11 protein-coding genes are annotated in these 20,603 nt (G+C 69.3%); 10 read left to right on the forward strand and 1 reads right to left on the reverse strand.

Going from position 1 to position 20,603, the window contains the following annotated elements; genetic code table 11:
• The first annotated feature begins 346 nt into the window (after window positions 1-346).
• The 10 genes from ACAV_RS22820 to ACAV_RS22865 all read left to right on the forward strand — a co-directional run bounded on the left by ACAV_RS22820 (window position 347) and on the right by ACAV_RS22865 (window position 19,507).
• On the forward strand, window positions 347-4,696 hold the full coding sequence (locus ACAV_RS22820) for a non-ribosomal peptide synthetase (protein WP_013596937.1): 4,350 nt from the start codon (window positions 347-349) through the stop codon (window positions 4,694-4,696).
• 23 nt (window positions 4,697-4,719) lie between these two features.
• Window positions 4,720-6,051 (forward strand): glycosyltransferase, encoded by a 1,332-nt coding sequence (locus ACAV_RS22825; RefSeq protein WP_013596938.1) that lies wholly within the window; start codon window positions 4,720-4,722, stop codon window positions 6,049-6,051.
• Window positions 6,052-6,082: 31 nt separating this feature from the next.
• Entirely contained in the window at window positions 6,083-6,256 is a 174-nt protein-coding gene (locus ACAV_RS22830; protein ID WP_013596939.1) for an MbtH family protein, read from the forward strand.
• A 107-nt stretch (window positions 6,257-6,363) separates the two neighbouring features.
• Window positions 6,364-7,131, forward strand: coding sequence for a CerR family C-terminal domain-containing protein (locus tag ACAV_RS22835; protein ID WP_013596940.1), 768 nt, complete (start codon window positions 6,364-6,366; stop codon window positions 7,129-7,131).
• Window positions 7,128-8,552: an efflux transporter outer membrane subunit gene (locus ACAV_RS22840; RefSeq protein WP_013596941.1), complete on the forward strand. Its 1,425-nt coding sequence runs from the start codon at window positions 7,128-7,130 to the stop codon at window positions 8,550-8,552. Before ACAV_RS22835 ends, ACAV_RS22840 begins: the two co-directional genes overlap by 4 nt.
• A gap of 89 nt (window positions 8,553-8,641) precedes the next feature.
• Window positions 8,642-9,826, forward strand: a complete 1,185-nt coding sequence (locus ACAV_RS22845) for an efflux RND transporter periplasmic adaptor subunit (protein WP_041829444.1) — start codon at window positions 8,642-8,644, stop codon at window positions 9,824-9,826.
• Window positions 9,827-9,901: 75 nt separating this feature from the next.
• Window positions 9,902-12,979 (forward strand): efflux RND transporter permease subunit, encoded by a 3,078-nt coding sequence (locus ACAV_RS22850; protein ID WP_013596943.1) that lies wholly within the window; start codon window positions 9,902-9,904, stop codon window positions 12,977-12,979.
• A gap of 336 nt (window positions 12,980-13,315) precedes the next feature.
• The gene (locus ACAV_RS22855; protein ID WP_244875504.1) at window positions 13,316-17,374 is read left to right on the forward strand and encodes a hypothetical protein; all 4,059 of its coding nucleotides are present in this window, start codon (window positions 13,316-13,318) and stop codon (window positions 17,372-17,374) included.
• A 224-nt stretch (window positions 17,375-17,598) separates the two neighbouring features.
• Window positions 17,599-18,810, forward strand: coding sequence for an HD-GYP domain-containing protein (locus tag ACAV_RS22860; protein WP_013596945.1), 1,212 nt, complete (start codon window positions 17,599-17,601; stop codon window positions 18,808-18,810).
• A 97-nt stretch (window positions 18,811-18,907) separates the two neighbouring features.
• Window positions 18,908-19,507 (forward strand): glutathione peroxidase, encoded by a 600-nt coding sequence (locus ACAV_RS22865; RefSeq protein WP_013596946.1) that lies wholly within the window; start codon window positions 18,908-18,910, stop codon window positions 19,505-19,507.
• A gap of 347 nt (window positions 19,508-19,854) precedes the next feature.
• Here ACAV_RS22865 and ACAV_RS22870 read toward each other — a convergent pair whose 3' ends face one another.
• Window positions 19,855-20,469: a glutathione S-transferase N-terminal domain-containing protein gene (locus tag ACAV_RS22870; RefSeq protein ID WP_013596947.1), complete on the reverse strand. Its 615-nt coding sequence runs from the start codon at window positions 20,467-20,469 to the stop codon at window positions 19,855-19,857.
• Window positions 20,470-20,603: the final 134 nt, after the last annotated feature.

The following is a 20,603-nucleotide window of genomic DNA, read 5'->3' on the forward strand; positions in this document are numbered from 1 at the left end:
CTCCTTCCCGAAGCAAAGTAGGGGACTTCCCTTATCCCAGCCATAAATGGCGGGACATTGATGCGGGGGAGCTTTTTGGCAACGATACGCGCTAGCAACAAGAACTTACACAACAGCGTGCCGATGACCGCTGGAGACGCGGACTCATCGCTTTGAAGAGCCTCTCGAGGGGCCGAAGTCAAGAGGGAGGGCATCCTGCCTGTACACGGTCATTCGGCGCCTGGGGTTGCACCCTCAGCGCGTCGAGCGCGGCTGTGCCAACGAACCACTCCGCGGGCCCGCGCCCGTGGCGATCTCCTGGTCCGTCTCCCATTCCATCGTTGTCAACGAGCCGAACGGAGCCGCCATGCGCGCCAGTCATTCCCCTGTCCATTACCTTCCACTGACCGCAGCCCAGATGGGCATGTGGCTCCTTACACGTTTCGCGCCGCCCGATGCCCACTTCAATATCGCGGAGGCCATCGAGATTCGGGGGAAGTTCGATCCCCAGCTGTTTCTGCAGGCCTTGCGCACCCTGTGCGCGGAGACAGAGTCCCTCCGGCTGCGTGTCGAAGACACGCCCCAGGGCCCCCGGCAGTGGCTGGAGCCCGAGTTCTCGGGCAGCATCTCCCTGCTCGATTTCAGTGGCGAAGGCGATCCCCGGGCATCGGCGGAACAATGGATGGTCGAAAATTCTGCCCGCCGCACGGATGTCGAGCGGGAACCCATGTGGTACAGCGCAGTGCTCCGCATCGCTCAGGACCACCACATCTGGTACCAGCGCGGGCACCACTACGCCAACGACGGCTTCGCCGCCGTCATCGTCGCGCGCCGGGCGGCAGACCTGTACACGGCGCTGGTGAACGGCACGGCTGCGCCGGCCGATTCGGAGCTGAAACCACTGTCCGTCCTGATCGAGGAGGACCAGGCCTACCGCGACTCCGCGCGCGCCCTGAAAGACCGCGAATACTGGATGGAGCGGATGCGCGACCGCCCCGAGCCGCTGACCCTCGCGGAACGGCGCAGCAACAACATCGGCAGCCTGCTGCGGCAAACGGCGCACTGGCCGGCGGCGCGCGTCGCCGCACTGCGCGATACGGCCGCGCTGCACGGCTCCACCCTGCCGCAGATCCTCATCGCCGCGACGGCCACCTATCTCTACCGCATGACGGGCGTGTCCGACCTGGTGATCGGCGTTCCGGTGACGGCGCGCTACAACGACCGCATGCGGCGCGTGCCCGGCATGGTCGCCAACGCAGTGCCCCTGCGCCTGTCCATGCGGCCCGAGCTGCCCTTCACGGCCCTGCTGCGTGAGGTCAGCCAGCAGATGCGCAAGATCCTGCGCCACCAGGCCTACCGCTCCGAGCAGCTGCGCACGGACCTGGAACTGCAGGCGAAGGACCACCCCCTCTTCACCACCATGGTCAACGTGGAGCCCTTCGACTACGCACTGCGCTTCGGGGACTGCTCCATCGAGACCCGCAACCTCACCAACGGATCCCCCCAGGATCTCGGCATCTTCATGTATGAGCACGGGAATGGCCAGGACCTGCGGATCGACTTCGACGCCCATGCCGATCTCTACACCGTCCCCGAACTGGCAGCGCACCAGGCCCGGCTGCTCGGCGTGCTCGACACCCTTACCGATCTTCCCGCGCAGGCCATCGGGTGCGTGGAGGTCATCACCGAGGATGAACGCCTGGCCTTCCTGTCCAGGTGCGGCGGAACGGTCCGTACGGAGCCCGGGGCCCACCTGGCCGAATTGCTGGACGCCGGCCTGTCGCGCGACCCCGGCGCGGTCGCGCTGCGCTTCGAAGGCCGCTCCATGACCCGTGGCGAGCTCGACCGCCAGGCCAGGGAATGGGCCCGCCGCCTGGCGGCCATGGGTGCCGGCCCGGACCGCCTCGTCGCGTTGGCGATTCCACGGTCGCTGGAGCTGGTGGCAGCCCTGGTCGCGGTCCTGAGAAGCGGGGCGGCGTACCTGCCGATCGACCCGGACTTTCCCGCCGACCGCCTCGCCTTCATGCTGGACGACGCACAGCCCGTGTGCCTCATGACCACGCAGGAGCTCTCCGGGCGGTTCGATGGCGGCATTCCGCGCTTTCTCGTCGATGCCGCGGAACCACAGGCCGGCGTCCAGCAGAATGCGCCTGCCGGCGCCCCCGCGGCCGCAGCGCTGCACCCCTCGCAACCGGCCTACGTCATCTACACGTCGGGGTCCACCGGCAGGCCCAAGGGCGTCGTGGTGCCCCACTCCGCCATCGTCAACCGGCTGCGCTGGATGCAGGCGGAGTACGGGCTGGAGTCCGGAGACCGCGTGCTGCAGAAGACGCCTTCGAGCTTCGATGTCTCGGTGTGGGAGTTCTTCTGGCCGCTGATCGCAGGTGCCACGCTCGTGATCGCACGGCCCGGCGGGCACCGCGATCCTTCCTACCTGGCGGACCTCATCGCGCGGGAAAGCGTCACCACCACCCACTTCGTACCCTCGATGCTCGAGTTGTTCCTGCAGGAGCCTGCGGCGGCTGCGTGCCACACGCTGCGCCGGGTGGTCTGCAGCGGCGAGGCCCTGCCTGCTTCGCTGGCGGCGCGGTTCCACGGCATGCTGGGGTGGTGCGCACTGCACAACCTCTACGGCCCCACCGAGGCGGCGGTCGACGTCACCGCCTGGGCATGCACGCCCGAGGCATGTGCCGGCCTGGCACGCATCCCGATCGGGCGCCCCATCTGGAATACCCGCATGTACGTGCTGGACCCGGGCCTGCAACCCTTGCCGGTGGGTGCCACGGGCGAGCTGTATATCGCAGGCGACGGCCTGGCGCTGGGCTACCTGAACCGTCCTGCGCTCACTGCGGAGCGCTTCATCGCGGATCCTCACGGGCCGGCGGGCAGCCGCATGTACCGCACCGGTGACCTCGCGCGGTGGCGCAACGATGGCACGCTCGAATTCCTCGGGCGCTCCGATCACCAGGTGAAGATACGCGGCCTGCGCATCGAACCGGGCGAAATCGAATCCGCGCTGATGCGCCATCCCGGCGTGCAACAGGCTGCCGTCGTGATGCGGGAGGACTCCGGCGGAAGCACGATGCTGGTGGCGTATTGCGTGCCCGCTGCCGGGGACCGGCTGGACGACTTCTCCCTTAGGGCCCATGTGGCACAGCGCGTGCCCGAATACATGGTGCCTTCCGCCTTCGTCACCCTGGCGGAACTGCCGCTGGGGCCGAGCGGCAAGCTCGATCGCCGGGCGCTTCCAGCTCCCACCGCCTGCATTTCTGACCCGGGCTATGTCGCTCCGCGCTCCGCGATCGAGAAGAAGCTCGCAGGGCTGTGGGCCAGCGCGCTGCACGTGGAGAAGGTGGGCATCCATGACAGCTTCTTCGACCTTGGCGGGCATTCGCTCATGGCCATGCAGCTCGGAATGAAGATCCGCGAACACATGCACCCGGATTTTCCGCCGGCCGAACTCTACAACCGGCACACCATCGCAGAGCTCGCGGTCTGGTTCGACACCAACGGGGGCATGCGCCCCGCCACCGACCTGAGGGCCCAGATCGCGCTGCCCGGGCACATCCGCAAGCCGGACCTGCCCGCGCCACCGGCCAGCCCCCAGCGGGTCTTCCTGACCGGCGCGAGCGGCTTCGTCGGCAGCTACCTGCTGGCCACGCTGCTGCGCGAAACGTCCGCCACCATCATCTGCCATGTGCGCGCACCCGACGAGCGCGCGGGACTGCAACGCCTGCAGCACGCGCTGGCAGAGCGCCGCCTCGGCGGGGCGTGGGATGCCTCCCGCGTCGAGATCGCCACCGGCGATCTCGCCGCGGAGCGGCTCGGCATGACCGAAGACGCCATCCGGCGCGTGGCCGAATGCGATGCCATCTACCACTGCGCCGCACAGGTGGACTACCTCCATCCCTACGAGACCCTGAAGCCGTCCAACGTGGACAGCGTGGTCACCCTGCTGGAATGGACGGCCCAGGGCCGGCCGAAAGTACTGCACTACGTCTCCACGCTGGCCGTGATCGGCATGAACCCCGAAACGCCCGTGGTGACCGAGCGGGCCGCCCTGTCCACACCCGACGGACTGGGAAACGGCTACGCGAAGAGCAAGTGGGTGGCCGACCACCTGGCCCGGGCCGCGCAGGCACGGGGCCTGCCCGTGGCGATCTACCGCCTGGGCGCGGTCACGGGAGACAAGGCACGGGCCATCTGCAACGACACCGACATGTTCTGGCGCCTGGCCCGGCTGTATGCGGAGCTGGGGATGTCGCCCCATCTGGATCTTTCCATCAGCCTGACGCCCGTGGACGAGGTGGCGCAGGCGATCGTGCGGCTCTCGCTCCGGCAGGACTCGTGGGGCGAAGTCTTCCATCTGCTCGGATCCGATCCGCTGCACGTCAACGACATGAGCGTCGTGTTCCAGCAGATCGGCAGGCCGCTGCAGTCCACGGATTTCGCCGACTGGATGCGCCATGCGCAACAGCGCCTGGCCATCACGCAGGACCTCGACCTGGCGGCACTCCTCACGATCCTGGACGGCTACGACCTCCACAACTCCGTGCCGGCCATCGTCTGCGCCGCTGCCACTCAGGAACGGCTGCAAGCCGCGGGGGCACCGATCCGCTCGGCGGACCGTGAGTTGCTGCGGCGCTACTTCGAGCACCTCGGCATCGGCGACGCTGCCGATGCCGCCGGCGCGCAACCCGCCGTGGCCCTCGGCTGACCCATCGCAGGAGAAACTGATCCATGGCACGCTATCTGCTCGCCGCCACCGCCCTGCCCGGACATGTGATGCCCGTCCTGGCAGTGGCACGGCACCTCGTCCAGCTCGGCCACGAAGTGCGGATCCACACCGGCGGCATCTTCCGCACCCAGGCCGAAGGTACCGGCGCCAGCTTCGTTCCGCTGCTGCCCGGCATCGGCCAAGACTTTCGCGAATTCGGCCAGCAGCATCCGCAACTGCAACGGCTGCCGCCTGGCCCACCCCGGCTCGCCTACGGCCTCAAGCACTTCTTCGCCGACGCCATCGCGCTGCAGTACGAAGGCCTGCGGCGCATACTGGACGGCGGCTTCGACGCCGATGCCATCGTCACGGACACGATGTTCTGCGGCACCATGCCGTTGCTGCTGGGGCCGCGCAGCGCAAGGCCGCCCGTGGTCGGGCTGGGCATCAGCGCGCTGGCGCTCTCCAGCGCCGACACGGCCATGTTCGGCTCGGCGCTGCCGCCGCCCGCCACCGCCCAGCAGCGACTGCAATACCAGGCGCTCCAGGCCATGGTCCGGCGAACGACGTTCGACGATGTGCAGCGCCATTTCGACGGCGTGCTCGCGCAACTGGGGTGTCCGCCGCTTCCAGGGTTCTTCGCCGATGCCATGTTCACGCTGCCGGACCTCTACCTGCAGCTCACGGCCGAGGCGTTCGAGTACCCGCGCAGCGACCTGCCCGAAACGGTCCGCTTCGTGGGACCGCTGCTCGCGCCGCCCTCGCAGGGCTTCGAGCCGCCGCCGTGGTGGCATACGCTGGACGATGGCCGCAGCGTGGTGCTGGTCACGCAGGGCACGCTGGCCAACGAGGACCCGAACCACCTGATCGTCCCCACGCTCAAGGCGCTGGCCGACATGCCGCACCTGCACGTGATCGCCACCACGGGCGGGCCCGTGCCGCCCGGGGTCGCGGCAGCAGTTCCCGCGAATGCCCGCGTCCTCGACTTCGTGCCTTATGACCGCCTGTTGCCGAAGGTGCACGCGCTGGTGACCAACGGCGGCTATGGCTCGGTCAACCATGCCCTCAGCCTCGGCATCCCCATGGTGGTGGCCGGAAGCACGGAGGAGAAGCCGGAAATCGCGGCCCGCATCGCGTGGACGGGAGCAGGCATCAACCTGAAGACCGGGCAGCCCGGTAGCCGCGCGATCGCGGACGCGATCCACCAGTTGCTCGGCAATGCCTCCTACCGGCAACGCGCCCAGGCGTTGCGGGATGCCTTTGCGGGATACGACGCGCTGGCAAGCATCGCCCAGGCCCTGGAGAACCTGCCCCGGCCGGCGGAACGCAGCCGGCTGCAGCCGGCCCTTGCGTAGCCATGAAGAAAAACTGCAACGGAGCTTTCCCATGACCCATCCCCTTGACGACAGCAACGGCCTCTTTCTCGTGCTGCACAACGCCGCAGGCCAGGCGTCCCTGTGGCCGCACTTCCTGGTGGTTCCGGCAGGCTGGACGGCAGTCTTCGGCCCGGAAAGCGCCGAACGCTGCCGCGACTTCATCGAGGCCCGCGCTCCCGCCTGAACGGCACCCACCGTCCAGCCGATATGGCGGGACTACGGCGGGACGCCGGTCGGAGCACCCAATCCATTCAAACAAACGTTTGATTGAATGTGGTGTAATCCGCGGCCATGCCCGCACGACGTCCACGTTCTGCCGAGGTCCCGCCTCCGGCATCGTCTCCAGCCCCGACGGGAGAGGAGCCGGCTTCCCCGCGGGCGCGCCTGCTGTCCGCCGCCCTGCGTCTGTTTTCCGAGCAGGGCTACACCAAGACCTCGGTCCGGGCCATTGCCGCGGCTGCGCAGGCCAACGTGGCGGCCGTCAGCTACTACTTCGGCGACAAGGCATCGCTCTACAGCGCCGTCTTCACCGAACCCACGTGGGACCACGAGTCGCTGCGCTCCGCCTTCACCCAGCCCGGCATCACGATGGAAGAGGCGCTGCGGCGCTACTTCCACGCAGCGCTCGCCCCCCTCAGCCATGGCGAACTGGCCCGCCAGAGCGTGCGACTGCACATCCGGGAAATGCTCGAGCCCACGGGCCAGTGGGAACGCGCGCTGGACAAGGACGTGCGCCAGCCCCATGACGCGCTCGTGCGCCTGCTGCGCCGCCACCTGGGGGTCGCCACGGCGGATCTCGCCATCCACCGGCTGGCACTGACCCTCTCCAGCATGGCGTTCCAGTTGTGGGGCCATCGCGACGACATCGAGGCCATCAAGCCCGAACTGCTGGCCACGGCCGAGGCCGTGGAGCTCTGGGCCGACCGCATGGTGGACTATGCGCTGGCCATGATCGCGGCCGAGAAAACCTGGCGGCATGCCACGCCCGCCCCGGCCCGGGCACCTGCCAGGGCCTCCGCCCCTCCTGCACCGGCCCGCCGCAAGACGCCGAAACCATGACGCTGACCCTCCTTCCTGGCCCACGCCGCCTTCTCTGCGCCGCCGCACTGCTGGCCCTGTCCGGCTGCGCGGTGACATCGCCCACGCCGCGCGCCGAAGCGGCCATGCCTGCCGGCTGGCAGGCCCCGCTGCCGCACCAGGGCCGCGTCGAAGACCTTGCCCGCTGGTGGGACCGCCTGGGCGACCCGCTGCTCACCGAGCTGATCGGCCGGGCGCAGGATGTGTCCCCGGACATCGCCCAGGCACGCTCCCGTGTGGAGCAGGCACGTGCCACCCAGGTGGCTGCACGCGCCGCGCTGCTGCCGACGCTCGATGCCCAGGGCAATGCCAGCCGGGGCACCAGCCAGCAGGCCGCCGGCCTCGCCACGACCGTCCAGGGTACCGTGCAGGCGGGCTGGGAAGTGGATCTTTTCGGGGGCAATGCTGCGGCCGAGGAGGCCGCCCGCCAGCGTTTCGCGGGCGCGCAGGCCCAATGGCACGAGGCCCGCGTCTCGGTCGCGGCCGAGGTGGCCACGCAATACGATGCATGGCGCCAGTGCCTGCGGCTGACCGAGGTGGCGCAGTCCGATGCCCGCTCCCGCACGGAGAGCGCGCGCCTGACCGAAGCCAGTGAGCGCGCGGGCTTCACCGCGCCCGCCACGCTGGCGCTCGCGCAGGCCAGCGGCGCCGAAGGCCGCGTGCGCGCCGAGCAGCAGCGCATGGCCTGCAACATCGACCTGAAGGGACTGGTGGCGCTCACCGGCATGCCGGAAGCGGAGCTGCGCGCCCGGGCGGCCGCGTCCCCGGCGCCGCAGGCCCTCCCGGACGCGCTCTTCGCCATCGATGCCCTGCCGGCCCGCGTCCTGGCCCAGCGGCCCGACGTGTATGCCGCCGAGCGCGAGGTGGCCGCGGCCAGTGCCGATGTCGGCAACGCGCGCGCCCAGCGTTTCCCGCGCCTCACGCTGGCCGGGTCGATCGGCCGGGCATGGGGCAGCACGGGCGGTACCAGCGTCGCCACCAACACCTGGTCGATCGGCCCCGTGGGCATCAGCCTGCCCCTCTTCGATGCAGGGCGGCGTGCCGCCCAGGTCGATGCCGCCGAGGCCCGCTACGAAGAAGCCGCGCAACTCTACCGCGCCAACGTGCGCCGCGCGGTGAGCGAGGTGGAACAGGCCCTCGTGCGGCTCGCGAGCACGGCCGCACGCAGCGCCGACGCCGAGCGCGCCGCGCAAGGCTACCGGGCCTCTTTCGTCGCCACCGAAGCGCGCTGGCGCGGCGGCCTCGCGAGCCTGCTGGAACTGGAGGAGACGCGCCGCACCGCGCTCAACTCCGAAACCGCGCTCATCACTCTGCGGCAGGAGCGCATGGCGGCGTGGATCGGCCTCTACCGCGCCGCTGGAGGCGGCTGGGAACCGCCTGCCACACCGGTGGCGGCCCGCTAGTGCGCGGCGGCACCCGGCCCTACACCGACCAGCGCCTCCAGCGCCCTGCCCCGAACCGTTTCAACGACCGCAACTCCCGGACCCTTTCCATGCTGCGCCTGCGTTCACGCCCTTCCCTGCTCCTGGCCTTGTCGGCCGCCTGCCTCGCCGCCGTCGCCGGCGGCGCACTCGTGCTGGCCACGCCCGGCGCCTCCCACGCCGAAGCCGCCAAGGGCAAGGATGCCGCCGCGCCGGCGCCCCGCCCCGCACTCACCGTGACCACCACCACGCCGCGCCGCGAGTCCCTCGCTGCCCGGTTGCCGGCCAACGGCAACGTCGCCGCCTGGCAGGAGGCGAGCATCGGCACCGAAAGCAACGGCCTGCGGCTGACCGAAGTGCGCGTCAACGTCGGTGACACGGTGCGCGCAGGGCAGGTCCTCGCCGTCTTCTCCGCAGACACGGTGCAGGCCGAGCTGGCCCAGAGCCGCGCCAGCCTGCTGGAAGCCCGCGCGAGCGCCGCCGAGGCCGCCGCCAACGCCGAGCGCGCCCGCACGCTGCAGGCCTCCGGCGCCCTGAGCCAGCAGCAGATCCAGCAATACACCACCGCGAGCGAGACCGCCGCAGCGCGCGTGGAAGCCGCCCAGGCGGCACTGTCCGCGCAGCAGCTGCGCCTGAAGCACGCGCAGGTGCTGGCGCCCGACAGCGGCGTCATCTCCGCGCGCACCGCCACCGTGGGCGCAGTGGTGGGCGCAGGCACCGAGCTGTTCCGCATGGTGCGCAAGGGCCGGCTCGAATGGCGCGCCGAGGTCACCTCCAGCGAGCTGCCGCGCGTGCGGCCGGGCATCCGCGCCCGCATCACCGCCGCGAGCGGCGCCGAAGTGGAAGGCACCGTGCGCGTGGTGGCACCCACGGTGGACCCGCAGACGCGCAACGCCCTCGTCTATGTCGATCTGCCCGCCCACCCCGACATCCGCGCCGGCATGTTCGCGCGCGGCGATTTCCTGCTCGCGCAGCGCGAGACGCTCACCATCCCGCAATCGGCGGTGGTCGTGCGCGACGGTTTCAGTGCCGTGTTCGAGGTCGGCGACGGCGGCCGCGTGGCGATGCGCCAGGTGAAGACCGGCCAGCGCAACGGCGACCGCGTGGAGATCCTTTCGGGACTGCAGGAACGCGCCACCCTCGTGGAACGCGGCGGCGCATTCCTCAACGATGGCGATACCGTGCGCGTCGAGGCATCCGGCGCAGCCGCGCCAGCCGCCGCCCCGGCCGCGAAGAGTGCCAGCGCCGCACGATAGAGCAGAGAAGCAACAAGAGCCGACCCCGCCCATGCCGCATCCGCATTTCCGCCAGAGCCCCGAGGGCCCGCAGCCATGAACCTTTCCGCCTGGTCCATCCGCAACCCCATCCCGGCCGCGATGCTGTTCGTGCTGCTCACCTTCGCGGGCCTGCTGTCCTTCCGCGCGATGAAGGTGCAGAACTTCCCGGACATGGACCTGCCGGTCGTGATGGTCACCGCCGCCCTGCCCGGCGCCGCGCCGGGGCAACTCGAGACCGACGTGGCGCGCAAGATCGAGAACGCCATCGCCACCACGCAGGGCCTCAAGCACATCACCACCACCCTGGTGGACGGAACGGCCACGATCGCGGCCGAATACCGGCTGGAAAAGCCCGTGCAGGAAGCCGTGGACGACGTGCGCTCGGCCGTCTCCCGCGTGCGCGCGGACATGCCTGCCGACCTGCGCGACCCCATCGTCACCAAGCTCGAACTCTCCTCGCAGCCCATCCTCGCCTTCGCCATCGCGTCCGACCGCATGGACGACCAGGCGCTGTCCTGGTTCGTGGACGACACGCTCACGCGCCGCCTGCTGGCCGTGCCCGGCGTGGGCGCTGTCAGCCGCGTGGGTGGGGTGCAGCGCGAGGTGCGCGTGGCCATCGACCCGCTGCGCCTGCAGTCGCTGGGTGCCACCGCGGCCGACGTCTCGCGCCAACTGCGCCTGGTGCAGACCGAAAGCGCGGGCGGGCGCACCGACCTCGGCGGCGCCGAGCAGCCCGTGCGCACCATCGCCACCGTCCGCACGGCCCAGGAGATCGCCGCGCTCGACATTCCGCTGTCTGCCGGCGGGCACGTGCGCCTGGACCGCATCGCCACCGTCACCGACACGGTGGCCGAGCCGCGCACCGCCGCGCTGCTGGACGGCAAGCCGGTGATCGGCTTCGAGGTCTCGCGCAGCCGCGGCGCCAGCGAGGTGGAAGTGGGCGCGGGCGTGCAGCGCGCCCTGGACCAGCTGGTGGCGGAACACCCGGACCTGCACCTCACCCGCACGGTGGACTTCGTGGAAATCGCCAGTGGCGAATACGACAGTTCCATGCGCCTGCTGTACGAGGGCGCCATCCTGGCCGTCATCGTCGTGTGGCTCTTCCTGCGCAACTGGCGCGCCACGATCGTCTCGGCGGTGGCGCTGCCGCTGTCCGTGCTGCCGGCCTTCATCGGCATGTACCTGCTCGGTTTCTCGATCAACATCATCACGCTGCTGGCCCTCTCGCTCGTGGTGGGCATCCTCGTGGACGACGCCATCGTCGAGGTCGAGAACATCGTGCGCCACCTGCGCATGGACAAGACGCCCTACCAGGCCGCCATGGAGGCGGCCGACGAGATCGGCCTGGCGGTGATCGCCACCACCTTCACCCTGATCGCGGTGTTCCTGCCCACGGCCTTCATGAGCGGCATTCCCGGGCGCTTCTTCAAGCAGTTCGGCTGGACCGCGGCGCTCGCAGTGTTCGCCTCGCTGGTCGTGGCCCGGCTGCTCACGCCGATGATGGCGGCCTACATCCTCAAGCCCCTCTCCGGCGAGGAAAAGGAGCCCCGCTGGCTCTCCGCCTACATGCGCGCCTCCGCCTGGGCACTGCGCCACCGCGTGCTGACGCTGCTCGGCGCACTGCTGTTCTTCGCGGGTTCGATCGCACTCATCCCGCTGCTACCGTCGGGCTTCATTCCACCGGACGACAACGCCCAGACCCAGGTGAACCTGGAGCTGCCGCCCGGCACCCGCATCGCCGAAACCCGCGCCGCGGTGGCCCAGGCCACGGAGCGCGCGATGAAGGTGGGCCACGTGCGCAGCATCTACACCGCCATCGGCGGCGGCTCCGCGGGCGCCGACCCCATGGCGGGCGGATCGAGCGCGGGAGACCCGCGCAAGGCCACCCTCACGCTGCGCTTCGTGGCCCGGGGCGAGCGCCCGCTCAAGCAGGCCATCGAGCAGGACCTGCGCGCGGCCATGGCGGACCTGCCCGGCGTGCGCGTGAAGATCGGCCTGGGTGGCTCCAACGACAAGTACGTGCTCGCCCTCGCGAGCGAGGATCCGCAGGCGCTGGCCGATACCGCACGCGCGGTGGAGCGCGATTTGCGCACCATCCCCGGCATCGGCAACATCGGCTCCAGCGCCAGCCTCGTGCGGCCGGAGATCGTGGTGCGCCCGGACTTCGCCCGCGCCGCGGACCTGGGCGTCACCAGCAGCGCCATCGCGGAGACGCTGCGGGTGGCCACAGTGGGCGATTACGACCAGAACCTGCCCAAGCTCAACCTGCCCCAGCGTCAGGTGCCCATCGTCGTGCGCCTGGACGACGCGGCCCGCGAAGACCTGTCGGTGCTGGAGCGCCTGGCGGTGCCGGGATCGCGCGGGCCGGTGCGCCTGGGCGAGGTCGCCCGGCTCGAGGTCGGCAGCGGCCCCGCCGTCATCAATCGCTACGACCGCGCCCGCAACGTCAACTTCGAGATCGAACTGGGCACCCAGGGCCTGGGCGAGGTCACCGAGGCCGTGCGGCAACTGCCCTCCGTGCGCCAGAAGCCGGCCAGCGTGCGCCTGATCGACGTGGGCGACGCCGAGATGATGGGCGAGCTGTTCGCCAGCTTCGGCCTGGCCATGCTCACCGGAGTGGTCTGCATCTACCTCGTGCTGGTGCTGCTCTTCAAGGACTTCCTGCAGCCGGTCACCATCCTCATGGCGCTGCCGCTGTCCCTGGGCGGCGCCTTCGTGGGCCTGCTGATCGCCGGCAAGAGTTTCTCGATGCCGTCGCTCATCGGGCTCATCATGCTCATGGGCATCGCCACGAAGAACTCCATCCTGCTGGTGGAGTACGCCATCGTCGCGCGGCGCGACCAGGGCATGGGCCGCTGGGACGCCCTGCTGGACGCCTGCCACAAGCGGGCCCGGCCCATCATCATGACCACGCTCGCCATGGGCGCGGGCATGCTGCCGATCGCCATGGCCTGGGGCGGCGCGGACATGAGCTTCCGCTCGCCGATGGCGGTGGCCGTGATCGGCGGCCTGCTCACCTCCACCGTGCTCAGCCTGCTGGTCGTGCCGGCCGTGTTCACCTACGTGGACGACTTCGCGCAATGGTTCGGCCGCCGCGTCCTGCGCCGACAGAGCCCCCGGCAGCTTCCATAACTGGGGCAAGGGCCCGTTGTTCCGGCCGCCTGCAGGCTTGCGCGGCTGGAAATTACACACGGCAGATTCGCAAACACGCCATCTTTTTCAGGTGCCGGCGTCGCCTCGCATACATCCAAACTGATCATGAAAATTATTTACATTTAGAGAGGAATTCCCATGACCGCCATCGTCGCTGCTGGAAACAGACTATCTGCCACCGCATCCCGGGAGCCGGCCACACCGGCCACAGAATGCTCTCCCAGCGTCGACAGGCATGGTGCAAGCCTGCCAAGGCAGGCGGGCCTGCCGCCACACGGGGCAACCGGGGCCGCAGCGATCTACACCACCGCCAATATGGCTCCACGGTCGGCCAAAGGACTGTTCGCCAGATTGCAGAACCAGTGGAAGGCTGGCGAAACCGCAGTCCATTCCAGCCTGGGGCCGATCGCCCGGGATTCGCGGACCCAGCACCCGGTCGATCGGCTGAACCAGATCAGTGCACCGCGATTCGACGGCGGCGCCTCGGTGCCCCTGCCCCATGCCACCAGCGCAGGGCTGGCGGAAGCCGTGCAGCAGGCGATCGGGGAGCTGCAGGCGGCGGCAGACCAGCCTGCCGGGAGCGGAAATCCGTTCGAAACCGCCGACATGGCGGGAAAGGCAGCCCACTGGGCTCGGCAGGCATTGTTCACCCTGGCGATGGGCAAGGGCCCGGCGAGCGTGCCGGCAGACGCGCTCGCCATGCTCTACCGGCATCAGGGTTTCCAGACGCATGACGGGCCCGGCGAAGAAACGCCTCCTGTCGTCCTGCGCCACCTCAGAAACGTCGCCAATGCGGAAAAAGCCGGTGCCGTCATCCACATCGCTCGCCAGGCGCAGCGTCCCGACGGAGAAACCGTGGACTCGCAAGGAGCCCTCCAGCAGCTGGCCGCTGCGAAGGACGCTGCCCGTCAACAGGCGGTGGACAGCGCAAATGCGGTGAACGCGGAGACGGTGGCACGATTGCTCGACAGCGTAGCGCCGGCCCTTCACCCCCGGCTGCGGGCTGCATGCGGCACCTTGATCGCAGCGCTGAACCATGGCCACGCCGCACCCGACACGCTCGCCGTCGAACTGCTGGCCGATACCGCGCGCATCACCTTTGCGCAGGACCCGGAGGGTCTGGTGACAGCCATGGAAGACCTGTCCCGCAGCCACCCTACCGGGCTGATCGGCATGGTGGGCGAGGCGTTCCAGCCATCGGCGCTGGAACGCCACGCTCCGCCTGCGGCGCCCGCGCTGCAGCTTGCCTGCGCGGTGGCCAGGGCTCCGGGAGGCCATCGCATGCTGTCCAGGATGACATGCCCTCCGGCCTCGGAAGCACAGCAGACGGCGCTGCAGGTCGCCATGGAGGCCATGGTGGAATTGCAGCGCAGCCGGAGCAGGCCCACCGGGACCACGGTGTCCGGGATCGAATGGCTGCGGGCAGCTGTCTCGCACGCGGAACGCGCAGTCAATCCGGCAGACTGCCCTGCTGTTTCCGACAGCCAGGCACGACAACAACTCGTGGCGTTCCGCGGAGTACAGAACGGCTTCATGACCAATGAGCCGGGCTCGAGCTACGACCGGGTGCGCCAGCGACTGCAGAAATTCGGCGACGGCGCGCTGGACCAGACCTCCCGTCGCAACGCGCGCGCAGCCTCCGGACCCTCCGGACGCTTCCAGAACTGGATGTCCGGCGGCCTTCCCAAGGCCATGGCCCGCAGCTCCTCCGGCATGGAAGGACTCCTGCCCTCGGCGCTGCCCGCCCTCTCATCGTGGCTGCCCGGCACCCGGCCCACGATGTGGCGCAAATCAGTGATGCGCAATATGACCACGGCCGCCAGCAGCAATGGCATGCTGCCCCACCGTGGCGAGGCTGTCGAGGCGCTGCACCGCTCGGCGGCCGACATTCGCGCCCACCTGCAGGCACGTGCAGATGCCCACATGCCTGCACCCGAGAAGCTGATGCTCGCCCTCCTGGAACAACTGGGGCTGGGGACGGGAGCGGATGCTCCGCCACCTCCGCAGCGCACGCTCAAGCATCTGAACAAGGAAGTCTTCCAGCAAGTGGAGGCCCGCCTGGACAAGGAAGGGCTGGCCGGGCTGCCCGCCGGCCTCCGCACGGAGTGGCTCGCGCTGCGGGACACCCATCCCAACGCAGGGCACCTGCTGCGCCTGCTGTGCGAGCACGTCGATTTGCGGAATCTGGCGAACGGTACCGAGTCCCCTCCGGTGGCTGCCAGCCAGACCGCGCGCGGACTGCGCACGGACGCCATCGCCCATGCAGCCATCGCGGCCTTCGCCGGTATCGCCGCGTCGGCACGGGCAGTCGCTGGCGAGGCATCCACGCAAGCCGACGCGCTATCGCGCCTCATGCAGGCCACGGCATCGGCCCTGGCCGCGGTGACGCCGCCAGCCGCATTGCGGGCGCTGCGCATCGAAACATTCGAGGCCGTGGAGCGCCAGGTCACCCTCGACTGGCTGGCCGCCCTGCCCGAAGGAAAGCGGCCACCCTGGGAGGAGGCTCGCGAGCGGGTCATGGATGCCTGGCCTGCCGCGGTACAGGGTGCCTGGTCAGCGTTGAAGAATTTGGGGGCCGACGCAGGCCGGCTGATGCGGACCCTCACGGATGCTGCAGCCTCCGCGGCGTGGTCCCTGCCGGGCACCGAAGCCGGTCCTGGCTCCGGCACCGCACCAGCCCGGGCAGTGGCCGATGCCGTGGCCCGGGCAGCGCCCGCACTGCAGTCGCTGCAGGACGATGTGCATGTGAACCGCTTCGAAATGGCCGTGTCCGATATGGTGACGCTGTTCAATGACCTGCGCGGCCCTGCCGATGCGGCCGAGGTCATGAAATCCCTGGCCCAGCGCATCAGCCTCGGCGAACAGATAAAAAGTGGCGATGCCCGAATGGCACGGCTGGACCTGGGCAAGGCCGTTTCCCTGTCCACGAGCACGCCGGAGCTGCTCGGCCCGATGCTGGGCCTGGGGCTGGGCCGCGAGCACTCCATGAACCTGAACATGCTGGGAGCTGCGATGCAGGTCCAGATCAGCACTGCGGATTCCAGGAGCGCCGACGTCGGCCTCAAAGTGGGCTTGCGGGGTGGCCTCGGGCACGCGGACCACGAATTCAACGTTGCCAATGGCTCGGCGGGCATCGCGCTGCGGTTCGATTTGCGCCTGGCGGCAGGCGGCAGCACCTCCACGTCCCAGGGCGTGAGCCTGCGCATGGAGCGAACGGCAGGCCATGAAGACACCCTGCGGCGCCATTTCGCGGATGTGCTCGTGGACCTCGCGCGGGCTGGCAACGCGCCCCCGGACGAGGGCGCCGAAGCGGATGTGCTGGCATCCCTCCTGGAACAGCATCCCGCCTTGGTCGTGGCCGAGGTGACCAGCACCAGACACAGCCGCGCATCCTCGTTGAGCGCAGGCGCCAGTGCGACAGCACGCTTCCGCGGGGGCGAGGACCAATCGGCCGACGTACGCAAGGCGACCCGGCGCGCCGTCGGGGCGGGAGTGCATGCGGGCATCGGAGCCAGCGGCCAGCGCTCGCGCTCCGTCCGGACTGAAAGCCGCTCGGGACTCAATGTGGAGGAGTACCATCTATCCGCACAGCACCGCGTCAATGCGCAGGTGGGTGCAAGCGCCTCCCTGGGACTCGTGCCCGCCTCCCTGCACGACCCGCGGAAGGCTGCACAGGTGCGCGGGGCCGCGGTGGGTATCCAGAAGCAGCTCACCTACAGCGGCGTCGGAACCACCTTGCGCATGACGACGCGCAACGGCGAAACCTGGGCAGACCAGACCCAGATGATCCGGCAGTTCGAAAGCCTGGACGACTTCCTGGCGGAACTCGAACCACGGCAGCACGAGTTCGTGGCGGCGATGGCAGCCCGCGACCGCCGGCCCGGCGCGGAAGACGCCGAAAAGACCGGCCGCGCCTGGCTGCGATTGCAGGACACCTTGGAACAGGCGGCAGCAGCCAGCGCACCGGGCATGGCATTCTCGGTCGTTTGCAAGCTGCGCCCCGAAGCCGCCGAAGCCTACGACAGGCTGAAGGGCCTGATCCAGAACGCCGTCGAGGCGAACGACGAGGACAAAGCGGACGGCTATCGCGAGAAGATCCGGATGCTGCTGGACAGCCACGATACCTGGGTCGCCAACAACCTGCAATTCAAGTCGAAAGCCAAGGAGGAAACATCGCAGAGCGCCGTGCTCGGCGTGCTCCAGGCCAGGGCAGCCAGCCAGACCACCCGGCTGCACGAATTCCTGCCGGCGGGCGCCCAGCAGGTGGGCCGCACACCGCAGCAGCACGCCGCGGTTCCCCGCGACCACTCCGGGCGGTGGACACCCCGGCTTTCGCCGGCGGACGTCGCGGTCGCGCCGGACACGACGCGGTAGCCGGTCCATAAACCCGAGGCCGGCACGGCTGGCACTTCGCGGTGCAGCGTCTCCTGCAGCGACGACTCCTGCCGAAAAGCCTGCCGTGAATGGCCCGGGCGCCACCCGCGCCGCCTCGGACGAGAGGCACGGGAAGCAGAAGGGGAAAGAAGCGAACAGCCGCGGATTCCCCCCATTTCACAGGTATTCAGCCAACCCCATGCGCCGATAATGGGCGACCCGCCATGAACCTCGTTGCGCTGAACATCGACACGATCCCCCTCGGGCACCCACTGCCCTTCGTGCTCCGGGGTGCCAGCGGGGTGCTGCTCGCGCAGCGTGGCTACGTGATCCGCAACCGCGAAGAGCTGGACCTGATGGTGGCGCGCGGCCTGAGCCTGTGCGTGGACACCGACGAATCGGGCGACAGCCACCGCGCCTACCTCGCCCAGTTGCAGAAGATGCTGCTCACGGACACCTCCCTGGGCCAGATCGCCGCGATGAAGATCACCGCGGGCGCGTCGGCCTCGCGGGAGAAGGCGAATGCCGGCAACGGTCCGCCGGACTGGCCCGAACTGCAACTGCGCGCCACCCAGCTGCTGCGGGCCCCTCCGCCGGCAGCGGAATTCAGCGAACGCTTCGAGGCGCTGCACGGCGAGCTCGCCCGCCACTGCGCGGCCACGCCCGACGCGACCCTGCTCGCGCTCGTCTATCTGTCGGGCCAGGAAATGCAGCAGTACAGCGGCACGCATGCCATGCTGGTAGCCAGCGTGTGCATGATCGTGGCCGCCGAGCACCTGCGCTGGCCGGTGCCCAAGGTCCTGCAACTGGGGCGCGCGGCGCTGTCGATGAACATCGCGATGACCACGCTGCAGGACCAGCTCGCCGTACAGACCCAGCCGCTGACCGCCCCGCAGCTGGCCGACATCGAAAGCCATGCGGCGCGCTCCGAGGCGCTGCTCCGGCAGCTCGGCGTGAACGATCCGGTCTGGCTGGAGGCAGTGCGCACACACCACCACCGCGCCCCCGGCCCCCTTGCGGGCAAGAGCGAGGCCCAGCAGATGGCCCGACTCATCCAGCGGGCCGACATCTTCGGCGCGCGACTGGCACCGCGCGCCTCGCGGGCGCCCATGCCCGTCACTGCCGCCATGCAGGCCACCTATTACGACGAGGCCCACCAGGTCGATGAAGCGGGGTCGGCCCTCGTGAAAGCCCTGGGCGTGTATCCGCCCGGTGCCTTCGTGCGCCTGGCGAGCCAGGAAGTCGCCGTGGTGCTGCGCCGCGGCGCCAGCGCCACCACGCCGCGCGTGGCCGTCGTGCTCAACCGCAGCGGCATGCCGACGGGCGAGCCGATCCCCCGGGACACGGCCCAGCCGGCCTGGAAGATCACGGGCGCCGTGGCACTGCGCGACGTGCGGGTGCAGCTGCCCCTCGCGCGCCTGCTGGCGCTGGTGTGAGCGCGGCCTGCGCTTGCCACGCGCACGGCTTTTGTACTACCGTCGCGAACGGCCGTGCCACGGCCTCTCGCCCCCTGCCGACTCCGGGAGAACCGCCATGCCCCGCCTCACTGCCCCGCTGATCCTCGCACTCGCGGCCTGGGCGGCAGCCTTGCCGGCGGCCGCGCAAACCCCGCCGGCCGCGCCGGCAGGGCCCGCCCCGTCGGCCGCGGCCTGCCCTGCCGTCCTGCGCCACACCATGCCGCGCCTGCAGGACGAAGCGCCCCAGGACCTGTGCCAGTACAAGGGCCAGGTGCTGCTCGTAGTCAACACCGCCAGTTACTGCGGATTCACCGGCCAGTACGAGGGCCTGGAGGCGCTGCACGCCCGTTACAAGACGCAAGGTTTCGCAGTGCTGGGTTTTCCGTCCAACGATTTCGCACAGGAAACCGGCAGCAATGCGCAAATTGCCGACTTCTGCAGCAACACCTTCGGAGTGCGCTTTCCCATGTTCGCCAAGAGCAGCGTCAAAGGCGGCGGCGCATCGCCCCTCTACCGCGAACTCGCGGCCCAGGCAGGCGAAGCGCCACGATGGAACTTCCACAAGTACCTGCTCGACCGGAATGGCAAGGTCGTGGCGAGCTTTGGCAGTTCCGTGGCCCCGGATGACCCAAAAATCGTCCGGGCCATCGAGCAGCAAGTGAAACTGCTTCGTTAATTTGCGACGTTTTGCGGTGTCATATTCCGATCTGCGGAAATCTTACATTTTTTGATGATTTTGGAGCGCGGATCGCTGGAACTTTGCCGATTTGGCACTAATCTATCGCCCGTGGACAAGTTAACTACGCTCGTCCCGCATGTTGAGTTTTCCAGTTTCTCGTTGCGAAGCCTTTCGGACCTGTCCGACTGAAATCCTGAAGCGCTTCTCCTCCCTCCCTCTCTAATTCGTTTCGGGACGCTTCGCAACTTTTTTTATTCCGGCCGCAGAAAAAAGCGCGCAACCGCAAGGTGCGCGCTTTCGGCTTTCTGGGGCCTCTGCAGGCTGCAGGCCTCCGGGGAGAGGGTTCAGCGGGGCTGCGTATCAGCGAAGCTGGGCCGCTGCATCAGCTTGTCGAGCAACCGCCCGAGGTTGGGATGCTCCGTCCGCCAGGCGATCTCGGGGAACCGGAACTCCAGCCAGCCCAGGGCGCATCCCACCGCCACGTCCGACAGGCTCAGGTGGATGCCGCTGCAATACGGCTTCTCGCCCAGCCCCTGCGACATCGCCTTGAGGCCGGCATGCACCTTGCCGAGCTGGCGGTCGATCCAGGCCTGGCTGCGCTCTCCGTCCTGGCGGTCCTTCCACGTGGCCTCCAGCCGGGCCAGCACGCCTGCGTCCATCACGCCGTCGGCCAGTGCTTCCCAGGTCTTGACCTCCGCGCGCTCGCGGCCCTGGGTGGGGATGAGCCGGCCCACGGGCGACAGGGTGTCCAGGTATTCGACGATGACGCGCGAATCGAACACCGCCTCGCCCCCTTCCATGACGAGGCAGGGCACCTTGCCGAGGGGGTTGGACGTGGCGATCGTGGTGTCGTCGGCCCAGACGTTTTCCTCGATGAAGCGGTAGTCCAGCTTCTTCTCGGCCATCACGATGCGCACCTTGCGCACATAGGGACTGGCAGAGGATCCGATGAGTTTCATGGTGTGTTTCCGGGCGCGGGCAGGGCAAGAGAGAACGAACGGGCGGCCGCCGATTCTAGGGGGCCGGGCGCACTCGCGCTGCATCGGACCGGACGCCGGTGCGGCGCCTGCGCCACGGTCGGCACCTACAATCC

Origin of the sequence: Paracidovorax avenae ATCC 19860 (genome assembly GCF_000176855.2) — a bacterium.
Taxonomy (GTDB): Bacteria; Pseudomonadota; Gammaproteobacteria; order Burkholderiales; family Burkholderiaceae_C; genus Paracidovorax; species Paracidovorax avenae.

Excerpts from the sequence above, each read along its gene's own strand:
- ACAV_RS22860 (WP_013596945.1), top strand. The coding sequence starts at position 17,599 with ATGAACCTCGTTGCGCTGAACATCGACACGATCCCCCTCGGGCACCCA.
- ACAV_RS22820 (WP_013596937.1), top strand. The coding sequence starts at position 347 with ATGCGCGCCAGTCATTCCCCTGTCCATTACCTTCCACTGACCGCAGCC.
- ACAV_RS22850 (WP_013596943.1), top strand. The coding sequence starts at position 9,902 with ATGAACCTTTCCGCCTGGTCCATCCGCAACCCCATCCCGGCCGCGATG.
- ACAV_RS22870 (WP_013596947.1), bottom strand. The coding sequence starts at position 20,469 with ATGAAACTCATCGGATCCTCTGCCAGTCCCTATGTGCGCAAGGTGCGC.
- ACAV_RS22825 (WP_013596938.1), top strand. The coding sequence starts at position 4,720 with ATGGCACGCTATCTGCTCGCCGCCACCGCCCTGCCCGGACATGTGATG.
- ACAV_RS22830 (WP_013596939.1), top strand. The coding sequence starts at position 6,083 with ATGACCCATCCCCTTGACGACAGCAACGGCCTCTTTCTCGTGCTGCAC.
- ACAV_RS22835 (WP_013596940.1), top strand. The coding sequence starts at position 6,364 with ATGCCCGCACGACGTCCACGTTCTGCCGAGGTCCCGCCTCCGGCATCG.
- ACAV_RS22840 (WP_013596941.1), top strand. The coding sequence starts at position 7,128 with ATGACGCTGACCCTCCTTCCTGGCCCACGCCGCCTTCTCTGCGCCGCC.
- ACAV_RS22855 (WP_244875504.1), top strand. The coding sequence starts at position 13,316 with ATGGCTCCACGGTCGGCCAAAGGACTGTTCGCCAGATTGCAGAACCAG.
- ACAV_RS22865 (WP_013596946.1), top strand. The coding sequence starts at position 18,908 with ATGCCCCGCCTCACTGCCCCGCTGATCCTCGCACTCGCGGCCTGGGCG.
- ACAV_RS22845 (WP_041829444.1), top strand. The coding sequence starts at position 8,642 with ATGCTGCGCCTGCGTTCACGCCCTTCCCTGCTCCTGGCCTTGTCGGCC.